The sequence below is a fragment of the Enterococcus sp. FZMF genome (assembly GCF_030263915.1).
GTDB lineage: Bacteria > Bacillota > Bacilli > Lactobacillales > Enterococcaceae > Enterococcus_D > Enterococcus_D casseliflavus.
Genome location: NZ_CP127160.1, coordinates 2644184 through 2657819, shown reverse-complemented (window position 1 = coordinate 2657819; position 13636 = coordinate 2644184). Strand labels below are relative to the sequence as shown.

At 46.0% G+C, this 13636-nt stretch carries 12 protein-coding genes; 8 read left to right on the top strand and 4 right to left on the bottom strand.

Features of this window, described 5'->3' with window-relative positions; all coding sequences use genetic code 11:
* Window positions 1–212 precede the first annotated feature (212 nt).
* Together QN079_RS12945 and QN079_RS12940 are read left to right on the top strand one after the other, a co-directional pair.
* Window positions 213–851, top strand: a complete 639-nt coding sequence (locus tag QN079_RS12945; RefSeq protein WP_289229895.1) for a GyrI-like domain-containing protein — start codon at window positions 213–215, stop codon at window positions 849–851.
* Window positions 848–1792: an ROK family protein gene (locus QN079_RS12940; protein WP_289229894.1), complete on the top strand. Its 945-nt coding sequence runs from the start codon at window positions 848–850 to the stop codon at window positions 1790–1792. The genes QN079_RS12945 and QN079_RS12940 overlap by 4 nt, the downstream gene beginning before the upstream one ends.
* A 44-nt stretch (window positions 1793–1836) precedes the next feature.
* On the opposite strand, the gene QN079_RS12935 is transcribed toward QN079_RS12940, so the two are convergent.
* The gene (locus tag QN079_RS12935; RefSeq protein WP_289229893.1) at window positions 1837–3036 is read right to left on the bottom strand and encodes an AI-2E family transporter; all 1200 of its coding nucleotides are present in this window, start codon (window positions 3034–3036) and stop codon (window positions 1837–1839) included.
* A gap of 202 nt (window positions 3037–3238) precedes the next feature.
* Entirely contained in the window at window positions 3239–3607 is a 369-nt protein-coding gene (locus QN079_RS12930; protein WP_005228593.1) for a PaaI family thioesterase, read from the bottom strand.
* Window positions 3608–3795: 188 nt separating this feature from the next.
* Here QN079_RS12930 and menB point away from each other — a divergent pair, with 188 nt between their 5' ends.
* The 6 genes from menB to menC are packed head-to-tail and all read left to right on the top strand — an operon-like array spanning window position 3796 to window position 11136.
* Entirely contained in the window at window positions 3796–4611 is an 816-nt protein-coding gene (menB, locus tag QN079_RS12925) for a 1,4-dihydroxy-2-naphthoyl-CoA synthase (protein WP_005228595.1), read from the top strand.
* A complete protein-coding gene (menE, locus tag QN079_RS12920) occupies window positions 4611–6110 on the top strand; it encodes an o-succinylbenzoate--CoA ligase (protein ID WP_289229892.1) in 1500 nt (499 codons plus the stop codon). The genes menB and menE overlap by 1 nt, the downstream gene beginning before the upstream one ends.
* Window positions 6088–7452 carry an isochorismate synthase gene (locus tag QN079_RS12915; protein WP_289229891.1) on the top strand — a complete coding sequence of 455 codons (1365 nt, stop codon included), beginning with the start codon at window positions 6088–6090 and terminating at the stop codon, window positions 7450–7452. Before menE ends, QN079_RS12915 begins: the two co-directional genes overlap by 23 nt.
* Window positions 7445–9157, top strand: a complete 1713-nt coding sequence (gene menD, locus QN079_RS12910; protein WP_289229890.1) for a 2-succinyl-5-enolpyruvyl-6-hydroxy-3-cyclohexene-1-carboxylic-acid synthase — start codon at window positions 7445–7447, stop codon at window positions 9155–9157. Before QN079_RS12915 ends, menD begins: the two co-directional genes overlap by 8 nt.
* Window positions 9154–9993, top strand: coding sequence for a 2-succinyl-6-hydroxy-2,4-cyclohexadiene-1-carboxylate synthase (menH, locus tag QN079_RS12905; protein WP_289229889.1), 840 nt, complete (start codon window positions 9154–9156; stop codon window positions 9991–9993). Before menD ends, menH begins: the two co-directional genes overlap by 4 nt.
* Before the next feature lie 15 nt (window positions 9994–10008).
* Window positions 10009–11136 carry an o-succinylbenzoate synthase gene (menC, locus tag QN079_RS12900; RefSeq protein ID WP_289229888.1) on the top strand — a complete coding sequence of 376 codons (1128 nt, stop codon included), beginning with the start codon at window positions 10009–10011 and terminating at the stop codon, window positions 11134–11136.
* Between the two features lie 72 nt (window positions 11137–11208).
* On the opposite strand, the gene QN079_RS12895 is transcribed toward menC, so the two are convergent.
* Window positions 11209–12747 (bottom strand): AMP-binding protein, encoded by a 1539-nt coding sequence (locus tag QN079_RS12895; RefSeq protein WP_289229887.1) that lies wholly within the window; start codon window positions 12745–12747, stop codon window positions 11209–11211.
* Between the two features lie 194 nt (window positions 12748–12941).
* On the bottom strand, window positions 12942–13565 hold the full coding sequence (locus tag QN079_RS12890) for a DapH/DapD/GlmU-related protein (RefSeq protein WP_289229886.1): 624 nt from the start codon (window positions 13563–13565) through the stop codon (window positions 12942–12944).
* Window positions 13566–13636: the final 71 nt, after the last annotated feature.

Genomic DNA, 13636 nt, shown 5'->3' with positions numbered 1-13636 from the left:
TGTATTTGAAAAGATAGAAGAAAGGAGATTGCCATAGTAAAACAATGAGCGAAGGCAAGGAAGATAGAGAAATTTCTGTAATGTCAAACTAGTTTCAGTATGAAAATGGTGCTGACCAAGTTATTTTCCTTCACTTAAACAGCCTATATTTCATTCGATCGGCTCAAGTGATTCATGGTAAAATAAAGAAAAGCAAATCGAGGAGGGTCCTTATGAAGTATGAATGGCGCAAACTAGAAAAAGAGCTCTATCTTCCCAAAAAACCAACAGTGATCGAGGTGCCAACGTATCAATTTATCAGTTTAAGCGGCAGTGGCAATCCGAATCGACCTGAATTCAGCGAAGAGATCTCCGCTTTATATACGATTTCTTATTCACTCAGGATGGGATTAAAAAAAGGGGCTTTTGGCAATGAACCCTTTGAATACACGGTCTTTCCTTTAGAAGGTGTGTGGACCTCTCTGACAAAGCCAGACGGTGCCGTCAACAAAGAAGAATTGATCTACAAAATCATGATTCGCCAACCAGAACCAGTCACGGAAACACTGTTTCAAGAACAGCTCTTGGCCGTCAAAGAGAAGAAAGACAATCCAAATCTAGAAAAGCTCATCTTTGAGCGCTATGAAGAAGGATTGTGTCTGCAAGCGATGCATACAGGTTCTTTTGACACTGAAGCGGAAACATTTATGAAAATGAAGGAGCTGTTAAAACAAGAACAGTTAGTGATCCGTCCAACGATGGACACGTTCCAGCATCGAGAAATCTATTTGTCTGATCCGCGAAAAGTTTCACCAGATAAAGCCAAAACCGTCCTGCGATGGGCAGTAGAAGCAGAGGGTGGGATTCAGTGAATAAAAACTATTTAAGCATCGACATCGGCGGCACGAAAATCAAATCGGCTGTCGTTGATCGCTCGGGGAATATTCTGACACGAGGACGGATGGATACGCCGAAAAATCTTACGGAATTTCTGACAGGGATTGAAACGATCGTTGAAGACGTTCATGGGAGCATTCGGGGCATTGCTGTTAGTACTCCAGGAAAAGTCAACCCAGAGACAGGGACGATCTCGTTTGGCGGGGCATTGCCTTTTTTAGATGGAGTCTCCTTAAAACAGCTGCTGGCAAAGTACCAAGTGCCGCTGGCTGTGACCAACGATGGCAAGGCAGCCGCATTAGCTGAATGGTGGCTAGGAAACCTTAAAGGGATTCAAAATGGGGCTGCCATAACCTTAGGTACTGGTTTGGGTGGTGGTGTAATCGTTGAAGGAAAACTGATCCAAGGTGCACATTTTCAAGCAGGGGAATTAAGTTTTCTACTAAATGCCACTAAGAGAAGCGATGCTCCAGAAAACGCTGAGCAACCAAATAATCAGGGATTGACCCTGCAGCAATTGGCAGGTTTTAGCGGTTCAGCGTTCGCCATGATCCGTCGCAGCGCCCAACTGCTAGGCTTAGCTGATCTTGCGGATGGTGAAGCAGTTTTTGACGCTATCAATCAAAAAGAGCCACGGGTCTGGGCACTGTTTACAGCGTATTGCCGAGAAATTGCGTGTGTCATACTCAATGTTCAAGCCGTGATCGACTTAGAGCGCTTCGTGATTGGTGGTGGCATCAGTGCCCAAGCGATCGTGGTGGAAGAAATCGACCGTCAGTATCAGCAACTGCTGGCTAGTTTACCGATTTTGCAGCAGACCTTGACGAAGCCGGAAATCCAAGCCTGCAAATTTCAAAATGACGCCAATTTATTAGGGGCGCTCTATCATTTCTTTTTGGAACATGAGATGAAATAAAATAGAAAAAAACTGCCGCGAACCAACGATTCGCGGCAGTTTTTTTAGGCTTTTTTCTTGGTGTCTTTGTCTTCGTCACCTAGGTAATCTTTGCTAGTGAAGGCACTGTGGAAGTATTTGCCGTCTTGACCGTAATAGCGGTTGTAGCGCTGCTTGAATTTGCGGAACACGTAAACGACAAGAACTTTTAGCAGACAATAAATCGGGATTCCGAAAATCACCCCAACGATTCCCATCAAATCACCCATCACCAATAAAACAACCAGAATCGTAATAGGATGGATTTTCAAACGGTCACCCATCACACGGGGCACGACTAAATCGCCATGAAGTAGCTGTACAGCAAACCAAGCAATCAAAAACTTAACCAACATCCCGGTGGAGTCTTGTGCGGCAATGAAAAGCCCCGGGAAAAAGACGATAAAAGGTCCGATATAGGGGATGATGCAAAGCAGACCAGCAGCGATCGCCAGAATACTGGCATACTCTAGGCCGATCAAGAGAAAAACGACCCAATAGATCGCCCCTAAAATCAAGGATGAAATGATTTGTCCTTTCAAAAAGGCACCGACTTGTAAGTCAGAGATCTTGACGATTTCATTAAAGTCTTTGCGAAAACGTGGTGGCACTAATGAGAGGACCGAAAAATAAAACTTGTTTGGGTTACGCAATAAGAAAAAGGCAATGATCGGTCCAGTAAACAAAGCAATGAACAAGGTCGAAATGGTTGAAAACAAACTGCTGAGCCCAGCGGCACCAGTTTGCCAATAGTCACCAATAAAACTCATCATATTACTGGTGATATTTTGTAGTGTGTCTGTAATTTGTGCCATCTCATCTTGAAATGGGGTATTTTCTAAAAAGGCGGTCGCGTTTTTCTCAAAGTCACTGACCAAACTTGGTAAGCTATTGATCAGATCGGTGGTTTGCTGCTCCAAAATCGGATAAAGCTGGAAACCAGCAAAGACGATCAACAAAAGAATCAACAGATAGATCCCAGCAATCGAAGCACTGCGGGGAATTTTTTTCGTTTCCAATTTATCGACCACCGGATTAAACAGATAGTAAAGGATCAGCCCAAATAAAAAGGGTGGGATAATAGCTGTAAGAATGGCTGAAAAGGGTGTAAATAAAAAAGAAATCTGATTTAGCAAAAAGACAGCAACTGCCGACAAGATAATCAGTCCTAAGACATAATAGCTTGTTTTGCCGCCTAAAAAGTGGATCAATCGGTTATTTTTCATAATAAGCCTCGCTTTCTTAGCTACATTATAACGAAAGACCCCTGTTCTGTAAAAAAACAACGTACCTTTCGAAAAAACCACGCTCACATTCTCAATATCTTTATAATGAAAGAATATCTTTAATAAGGCGTTGACTGGTGACCTCTTTCTTCAAAACAGACCAAAAAACGCTCCCGTGAGCACAATGCAGGAGCGTAAAGGATTATTTGCGCACAGTCGTTAAAGTGCAGCGCCCAACGGCAGTTTTTAACCCGCTAGCTAACCAAATAGTGGCTTGCCAAGTTTGGATACGAGCGCCGATGCGATCAGGACTAGCTTCTACAATCAGGGTTCCTTCTTGGGCGGCGGCTAGATGGTTGACTTGCAGGTCAACGCCGGCGGCAAAGGCCTCTTCTTGAGCCAAAGCTTGATTGGCACCGATGCTGCAGGCAGTCTCGATCAAAACACCGTTAATGCCACCGTGAACGAGACCAAAAGGCTGTTTGTGCTGCGCTTTGATCGGCATCCGTAAACGAACAAAATCGGCTGTTGCTGCTTCTACTTCGATTTCTAAGGCTTCCAGTAAATTCATTTTTTGCTCCTTTTTCTAAGAAAGTTACCATGATTGTAGCACGAGTTTTGGTAGAAATAGCCGAAGATCTCAGAAAGTCGGCAACAGGGGGAGAAGTCTTAAGAAATTCCCTTAACCAAAGCAATTTCTAACGAAAAGCGACTAGATATGTGTATAATAGAGCTATGTGAATTGAGGAGGAACAAGTAATGAGAGAATGGAAAACCTTAAAAGAGTACGATGAAATTTTGTTTGAACAACATGGAAAAGTGGCGAAAATCACGATTAACCGCCCAGAAGTCCACAATGCGTTTACACCAAAAACGGTGTTTGAAATGATTGATGCATTTTCGATCAGTCGCGATGAACCAGGCATCGGTGTGATTATTTTGACAGGCGCCGGCGATAAAGCCTTTTGTTCAGGCGGAGACCAAAAAGTCCGTGGTCACGGTGGCTATGTTGGGGAAGATCAGGTTCCTCGCTTAAATGTATTGGATCTGCAACGCTTGATTCGCACGTTACCAAAACCGGTGATCGCCATGGTCAAAGGCTGGTCGATCGGTGGCGGAAATGTTTTACAATTGGTTTGTGATTTAACGATCGCCGCTGATAACGCTAAATTTGGTCAAACAGGACCAAATGTCGGTAGTTTTGATGGTGGCTATGGTTCGGGCTATCTTGCACGAACGATCGGTCATAAAAAAGCCAAGGAAGTTTGGTTCATGACAAAACAATATACCGCCGAAGAAGCATTGGCGATGAACTGGATCAATACAGTCGTTCCTCTTGATCGAGTAGAAGATGAAACGATGGAATGGGCAGAAACGATGCTGCAAAAGAGCCCGTTGGCGTTACGCATGATCAAAGCATCAATGAACGCCGATACGGACGGATTAGCTGGCATTCAGCAATTAGCTGGCGATGCGACCTTATTGTATTACACGATGGATGAAGCCAAAGAAGGTCGTGACGCGTTTAAAGAAAAACGTCAACCAGACTTCGACCAATTCCCTAAATTCCCATAATGACTGGGAGTTGGCTGCAAAGGCAAGCACAACTTCATCCAGAACGACCAGCTTTTTATTGGCATGAAAAAAGCTGGTCGTTTGCTGCCTTGCAAAAAGAGGTTTATGCTTACGCTGCTTATTATCAAGCCCAATTCGTTGATCAGCCAAACCGGGTAGCTCTTTTTAGCAATAACTCCCCTGAAATGGTCTTTACGATCCTTGCGTTATGGGAGTTGGGGATCGAAGTCCAGCTGCTGAATACGCGATTGACAGCTGCTGAAATCTCCTTCCAATTGCAAGATGCCCACTACGACTGGGTGATCACGGCGGATCAGGCTGCGGTTTCGGATGTTCGCAGCTTGACCTTTGGACAAGCGATCAAACAGGCGGAGGCTTTTATCGGTTCTGTTGTTCCTTCGTTTGTTCCTAATGAAGCAATCTATCAAGCAGAGCAAGTGGCTTCAATTATGTATACCTCTGGTACGACTGGCAATCCCAAGGGTGTGCCTCAAACCTTTGGGAATCATCTAGCAAGTGCCGAAGCGACTCAAAAAAACTTAGCCATCACTAGCGAGGATTGTTGGCTTTGTGCAGTTCCGCTGTATCATATCAGTGGGTTATCAATTCTCTTACGGTCCTTGCGACTTGGGATGAGTGTTCGTTTGTATGAGCGCTTTGATGTTGGAGAAATGGCAAAAGACCTTGAAGCAGGGAAAGGGACGATCGTTTCTTTGGTGGCAAAAATGTTGACAGATTTGCTGCCCTTGGTGCCCCAACAAGGCTTTGATTCGTTGCGTTATATCCTGCTAGGCGGCGGTCCGATTGCCAAAAGTGTATTGGAAAAATGCCAGCAAAAACAGCTTTCTGTGATTCAATCCTATGGGATGACAGAAACCTGTTCACAAGTGGTGGCATTGCCGCCAGAAAAAGCTTCTGAAAAAATCGGCGCCTCTGGGGTTCCCCTGCAAGGTGTTCATTTACGAATTGCGACTGATGGGAAAATGGCAGACCACCAGACTGCTGAAAATACCCAGCCGATCGGAGAGATCCAACTGCAAGGACCTGCGATCACGACTCGTTACTTGAACGATCGCAGTCCACAGCAGTGGGACCAAGAGGGCTGGTTTGCCACAGGAGATCTAGGTTATCTTGATCAAGAGGGCTTTTTGTATGTAGTCAGTCGTGCAAGCGAACTGATCATATCTGGTGGAGAAAATATCTATCCCGCAGAAGTGGAGCAAGCCTTGTTGCAGCATCCAGCGGTCAAAGAGGCAGCTGTGGTGGGGGAACCAGACGAGGAGTGGGGACAATCTGTCGCGGCTTATTTAACGTTAAATCAACCGATCCACTTCCAAGCTTTATTGGATACGTTAGAAGGGCAGATCGCCCATTATAAATTTCCGCGCCGCTTTTATCACGTGCGAGAAATGCCGCGCACAGCAAGCGGTAAAGTTTTAAAAAGGCTATTGCTGAGTGAAGAAAGAGTGAACTACATTGAACAGCAAATCAACAAGTAATTATGAGGCAGCGATCGCTGCCGGGAAAACCTATTTGAGTGAGTATCAACCTATAGAAAGGTGTGTCTTACTGGCTCTTTATGCAGCGGCACAAGAATATCGAGGGGAACGCTATTTCTGGCGTACCCCTGATGAAACGACCAGTATAGTAGGGTTGGGTTGGTTAGCCACTTTTTCGCAACCCAAACTTGCAGACTTTTCAGAAGTCCGCTCTCTCTTAAAGCAAGCCCACTATCAACCAGAGGCACCTTTTCAGGCGCAGTTAGTTGGCGGCTTTGCTTTTGATGAACAGGCAGAAGTCAGTCAGGATTGGGCTGAGCTAGGTGCTGGTCTCTTTGCGTTGCCAGAAATACTGGTCAGCAAAACTGGCGATCAGTGTGGCGTCGTTTATACAGTAGCCGCTTCTTCCGAGGAACAACGACAACAAAAAGTCGCTGCCTTACAGGAAAAAGTCGCAAGCTGGTTGCAGGCCAATTCGGACAAGAGTCTTGTAGCAGAAACGCCTGCTTTTCAGGCACAAGAGGAACTAGATGTGCCCCAATGGCTGCAAGCGGTCGAAGAGACAGTGGCAGCCATTCGCTCAACTGAAACACCGTTGAAAAAAGTGGTTCTGGCAAGACGAATGGAGGTAGAAACGAAGCAGTCGATCATTAGTGCTGCGGTGTTGCAACGGTTGGCGCAACAGCAGCCGAATACCTATCTTTTTGCCATCGAACATGGGGGCCATGTTTTTGCTGGTGCGACGCCAGAACGCTTGCTAAAAGCGACTGTCGATCAGTTTGAAACGGTAAGTATCGCAGGTTCCGCACCAAGAGGCAAAACCAAAGAAGAAGATGAGGCACTGGCACAAGCCCTCTTAGCGGACGCAAAAAATACCCATGAACATCAAGTAGTTGTCGATCGCTTAGAAACGGCATTGGCCACTTTGTTAGCTGACGGCTTTCAATCAGAAGCCCGTTCCGTGATTAAAAATCGTGACATTCAGCATTTGTTTGTTCCTTTAGCAGGGCAAAGAAAGGCAGGAGTCAACTTTCTGACCGCCGTACAAAAACTACACCCGACCCCAGCATTGGGGGGAGAACCGAAAGAAGCAGCCGTCTCATGGATTCGTACCCATGAACCAGCCAGCAGAGGGATGTACGGTGGACCGATCGGTTGGTTGGGTATTCAAGAAGATATTGGCGAGTTTGCTGTGGCGATCCGCTCAGGATTCTTTAGCGGCAATCAAGCAACGCTGTATGCGGGCTGTGGGATCGTTGCCGATTCAGATGCGGAATCCGAACGTCAAGAAACACGGTTAAAATTTCAACCGATGAGGAGAGGGATCTTAGGAGATGAATAATCAGACAGTCATGACAGACTATTTACTAGCGGCGATCCAAGGACTAAAAGCAGCGGGGGCGAAGCGAGCAGTCATTAGTCCTGGTTCACGCTCCACGCCATTGGCGCTACTATTGCATCGTGATCCTGAGATCACCTGTACGGTGGCTGTCGATGAACGTTCGGCTGCTTTTTTTGCTTTAGGGATGTCCAAAGTTGATCTCCAGCCGACGATCTTACTGTGTACTTCTGGAACTGCAGCAGCCAATTATTATCCAGCTGTTTGTGAAGCAGAAGCTACCAACTTGCCACTGATCGTCTTAACGGCTGATCGCCCACCAGAACTGCGGGGCGTTGGGGCGCCACAGGCAATGGATCAACAGAATTTGTATGCCTCTCATGTCAAAAAGATGGTAGAGATGACGGTGCCAGAAAACGATCCTGCTTTGTTGCGTTATAGTTTTTGGCAAGCTGCAACTTGCACGATCGAAGCGCAAAAACAGCCGAAAGGCCCTGTCCAAATCAACTTTCCATTACGGGAGCCGCTGTTGCCTGACTTTAGTCGCCAATGCAGTATGCAGCAAGACGTGAGCTATCTGGCACCACAACAAGAGCTGTCAGCAGAGATGATCACCCAGCTAGCCCCATACTTTGATAAAAAAGGTATTCTGATTGCTGGAGAAAGCCTTACGATCGAAGAAGCGCAGCAGTTGCTGGCTTTTTCGGAGAAATTAGGCTGGCCGATCGTCGGCGATCCATTGACCAATCTGGCGACAGCCGGTACCAAAGTAGGAACATTTATCAGTCAAGCCGATCTTGTTTTCCCGCAATTGACTTCTGCCTTCCAACCAGAAGTGGTCGTGCGTTTTGGTCGCTTACCAGTCACCAAAAATGTCCTATTATGGTTGAACAAAGCAGCCGATACGACGACGTGGCTCTTTGTTGATCCATCAGGGCAGTGGCAAGATCAGCTGCATCGGGCAAACTATTTGATCGATGCAGCAATCAGCGCCTTCGTGGCGGCCATCACCCAGTTGCCGATCGTCAAACATACGGCGTGGCAACAACAATGGCAAGCACTTCAAGCGCGGGCAGATCAGGTGATTGCTGCAAGTCCCCAGTTGCAACAATGGGATGAGAGCAGCGCTGTGCGCATGCTCCAACAATGTTTGCCTGAAGAAGCGCAAATTCTTTTGGCAAACAGCAATGCGATCCGTTTTTTTGATCGCTACGGCAGCAAAACTACCTCCAATTATCGCGTGTATGGAAACCGGGGCGTCAATGGGATCGACGGCCTTGTCTCGACCGTGGCTGGGATTGCTTCCGCCAGTCAAAAGCCTACCTACTTGTTGATTGGTGATTTAGCGTTGTACCATGATATGAACGGCCTACAACTACTGCGCCAGTATCAATTGCCAGTAACGATCATTTTACTGAATAATAACGGTGGTGGGATCTTTTCCTTTCTGTCACAAAATACCTTAGAACCAAACGACTTTGTCCCGCTCTTTGGTACTCCGTTAGATCTTGAGTTTCAAAAAGTGGCGGCCTTATATGAGGCAGATTGGCACACACCGACCTCTTTGCTAGAGTTTCAAACGATTTTAGCGGAAACAAGTCAACAGCCGCGCTTTCAAATAATCGAAGTGAAGGGTGAGCAAAAAGATCCGGTCAATACTTGGCAAGCACTCCAACAGCAGTTTAGCGAGGCGGGAGCGCAGCAATGAAGGACACGATAAATGGCGTCAGTTATTTTTATCAGTGGCTGCAGCCGTATCGACCATCCTTACCAACCCTTGTGGCATTGCATGGCTTCACGGGTTCTTCGGAAAGCTTTCGACCGGTTTTTGCAGAGGAAGGTTCTTACAATGTATTGGCAATCGATTTGATTGGACATGGACGCTCATCGATTTATGTCCATCCCATGCGTTATGAACTTCCTTTACTGGTGGAGGATCTCGCACACCTTTTAGCGAAGTTAGGGATTGAACGTTATGGCCTGTATGGCTACTCGATGGGGGCGCGAATCGCACTTGTCTGGGCGGTCATGGAACCAACGGCAGTGACCCATCTTTTGCTTGAGAGTGGTTCACCCGGGTTAGCTGATCCAGCGGAACGACTCGCTCGTCAGCGGCACGATCGTCGCTTAGCGTTGCGCTTACTAAGGGAGCCTTTGGTCGATTTTGTCGATTACTGGCAAGAACTGTCGTTGTTTGCTAGTCAAAAGGAGCTACCTTTAGCGCAGCAGGCTGCTGTACGGCAAGGACGCTTGCAGCAAAACAAATTTGGCTTGGCAGTAAGCTTGGTTTACGGTGGTACCGGCAAACAGCCAAGCTGTTGGTCGGCACTTCCGCAGCTAGCTTGTGAAATTCTTTATTTAGCGGGGGAAAAAGATGTAAAGTTTCGTAAAATCGCCCACCAAATGAAGCAGCTGCAACCAGAGATGACCATCAAAGTCGTTGCTAATGCTGGACATTGTATCCATTTAGAACAGCCGACACAGGTTCGTCATGAAATCGATCAATGGTTTGTAAAAGGATCGGGGCCACAGTCAGCTGATTGACAAGGAGAGAACGCAATGAAGATTGAAAAAATTGAACGCATCGCCTGTCGCTTGCCCCTCAAACAACCCTTTGTGACAAGCTATGGACAATTAACAGAAAAAGCTTTTGATCTTTATTTGGTGACGACAGAGGATAAAACGATGGGCATCGGTGAATTGGTCGCTTTTGAGCAGCCAGATTACATTGAAGAAACCCTCTTTTCTGCTCGACAAGTGATTGAAACAGCACTGATCCCATTATTGATTGACCAAGAGATCGAGCATCCGCAAGAAGTTTGTCAACTGTTTCGAACGGTCCAAGGAAACTACATGGCAAAATCGGCTTTGGAAACAGCGATTTGGGATCTATATGGCAAGCAAACGCATCAAAGTGTGAAAGAGCTTTATACCGCAACCCGACCGAGTGTCGCTGTTGGCGTTAGTCTTGGCATACAAGACTCTGTCGAAAAACTAGTGGCTCTTGTTGCCGATTATGTCGCCCAAGGGTATCAACGAATCAAATTAAAAATCAAGCCTGGGCAAGATCTGGTACCCTTGCGAGCGATTCGACAAGCCTTTCCAGAATTGCTTTTGATGGCAGATGCAAACGGAGCCTATCAGAGTGAGCCAGAACGCATTTTGGCACTTGATGACTTAGGCTTGGTGATGATCGAGCAACCACTTAAGGTACGAGATCTGGTGGGGCACAGTCAGCTACAGCGGCAGATGAAGACGCCTCTATGTTTGGATGAAGATATTCGAACGGCAGAAGACGTCGATACCGTCGCAGCCCTGGACAGCTGCCGTGCGATCAACCTGAAAATCCCCCGTGTCGGTGGGATCACCGAAGCCTTGCGAATCCTTGATCGATGTCAAACCCATGGACTACTCGTTTGGTTAGGCGGCATGTTTGAGTCTGGTGTGGGACGAGCCATGAATTTGCAATTTGCGAGTCAAGATATTTTCCATTTTCCTGGGGATCTTTCCGCTTCTGATCGTTACTTTTATGATGATGTCATTACACAGCCTGCAACTTTGCATGAAGGCAAGCTGCTGGTACCTGATGGAAAGGGCTTTGGCATCACGCTAGCAGAAACAAAGCTAAGTCAATATGGGCAACCTAAAGAATGTATCTACTCAAGAAAACGATCAGCGAAAGAATAACATCAGCAAAGAAAAAACAGTAAAAATAAAAGAAATGGCCAGCAGGGAAATCTGCTGGCCGTTTCTTTTGCGTTATTCTACATTTTTGAATTCTTTTTCAATTTGTAGTCGTTGGACTTTCATGGTTGCTGTTCGTGGGATATCTTCGTAGTGGCGTAAAATTGGCTGATTGAGGTGAGGGAGATCTTCCACCATTTTCCACCAAGCATCCCAATCCATTTGACGATTTGGTGCTAAAGCAATGATTGGTTGCGGTGAGTTTTCTTTGTCGCGAACGATCACGACTTCGGCAAGGAAGTCTAAATGATCCAGCAAAAGGTCTTCCAAGGCAAGATTGCTTTCAATATTTTTGATCAAGTCCACTTGACGGTCTTTTAAGTAAAGATGTCCCTGATCATCCATCATGCCGTAATCACCACTGTCCCACCAAGCGCCATAGACATTGTCAGCAAAACGCTGATCTTCTTTATAATAGGTCAACGCGCGTCCTTTTGAAAGGAAATGGATGTGCCCATCGGTATTGGCTGGCAGCTCGTTGCCCTCGGCATCGGCGATCCGTGCTCTCGTTAAGTCCTCCAGACCGACACCCATATCACGGGCATCGTTGGTAGCGATGCTTTCTAAGGTATGTGCTTTTAGGATCATTGGCCCGCATTCACTTTGGCCATAGACTTGTAAAAAGAGTGCTTCTTTTGTTGCTGAAGTATTTAAAAAAGTCGCCATTGTTTGATTGTTGATAGCATCAAAGGTTGAGTGATAGTAACGAATATTAGCAAAAGCATCTGGTTGTTCTTTTGCCACAAAGCTCCATTGGACAAAATTGTTTGGATGAGTTTCCAAAGCGATCGGCGGGTATTCTTTTAACATGCCTACGACATGAGCACCGTTGGCATTGGCTAATGGCATCATCGGAAAGCCCATCGCCATCAAGGAGGAGATACCGATATTGAAGCGGGAGTGCACCGGTGAAATATGGAACGCAATTAAATCAGAGTCAGCTTTGGTGCGATCGATCTTGGTGAAGATCGTTTTTTGCCATTTTGTCCGCCAGCCCATGGAGTTTGCTGAATGACAAATCAATTTTGGAATACCCGTCGTTCCAGAAGTATGGGTCATATAGGAAATTTGATCCACCGGTAATTCAGTTTGTTCCACTGGTTCCGCTGGTTGTTGTAGCAAATGGCGAACAGCGATCTGTTTGTCAGTACTGCTATTTTTCACTTGTGCGACGCGGCCTTCGGTTTCTTCATCAAATAAGATGTAAGGATCTTCTAAGCGATCCACAAACACTTCGATGGTTTCAGCAGGAAAATGATAGGAGATCATAGCAGGAACGGCACCAAGGTAAGAAGCAGCCGTTGCTAACAAATACGTATCGAATTTTGAAGATTTATACAGAATGATTTTATCTCCTGCTTGCACGCCAAGTGAGGCAAGTTGATAAGCACGCTTTAAAATCATTTCATGGCTCGAACGGTAGGTACTACGATAGCCAAGCTCAGGAAATGCTGGCAACACTTCATCATGGATGATGGGGGTGTCAGGAAACGTCTCAGCAGCTTCGCGATAATTGGTGTATAGATTCAATGGACGATAGTCTAAAATGGACAAATAGAACACTCCTTTAAAAGTTCGTGAAAAACTTCATTTGATTTCTCCATTTTAGCACAGGAATTCCTCGATACAATAGATATTTTGTGTTTTTTATTTATTTCTAAAAAATCATCCGGGCAAAGACTTTCGAAGAATGAATGACTGTGATGTGTTATCATTCATTCCTCGTACTAAGCGGAAAAAGTGCATAATCAACGGGTGTATTTTGCTACAAAATCTTCGATTGGGAGGCGAAAGTCTAAATAGCGTGCTTTTAATTCTGCACGATTCCAATTCCACCAAGCGATTTCTTGCAAAGCAGTGATCGTTTCTGGATCAAAGCGGTATTTGATCGCTTTTGCTGGAACCCCGCCGACGATCGCATAAGGCGGCACATCTTTGGTTACGACTGCGTTTGAGGCGATCACGGCACCATCACCGACGGTCAAACCAGATTGGATCACGGCACCGTGGCCGATCCAGACATCATTGCCAATGACGGTCGTTTTTGCTTTGCGTTTTTCTAAGAAGGACTCGTCCTTTGGCGCAAATCCATAGCCTTCGCCATTATAGGCAAAAAGATGCTGACTAGGGCGTCCATAGGGATGATTGGTAGGGCCGATGCGGACCATCGCTGCGATACTGATAAAACGTCCTAATTGGCTGTTCTGAATAAAGCAATATTGCCCCGTATAGGTATAATTGCCGATGGAAGAATGATCAATGTGATTGGCTTCGCCAATTTCGACATAGTCTCCTAAAGTTGTGTCTTGAAGCTGCGAGTCTTTGCCAACGATCGGCTGTTCATCTGGAAAATTTGTGATCGATAGGTGCATAGAAATCATCCTCTCTTGCGTATTGCTATCATTTTACCGCACTTTTTTGTACTATTTGACTAATACGCACT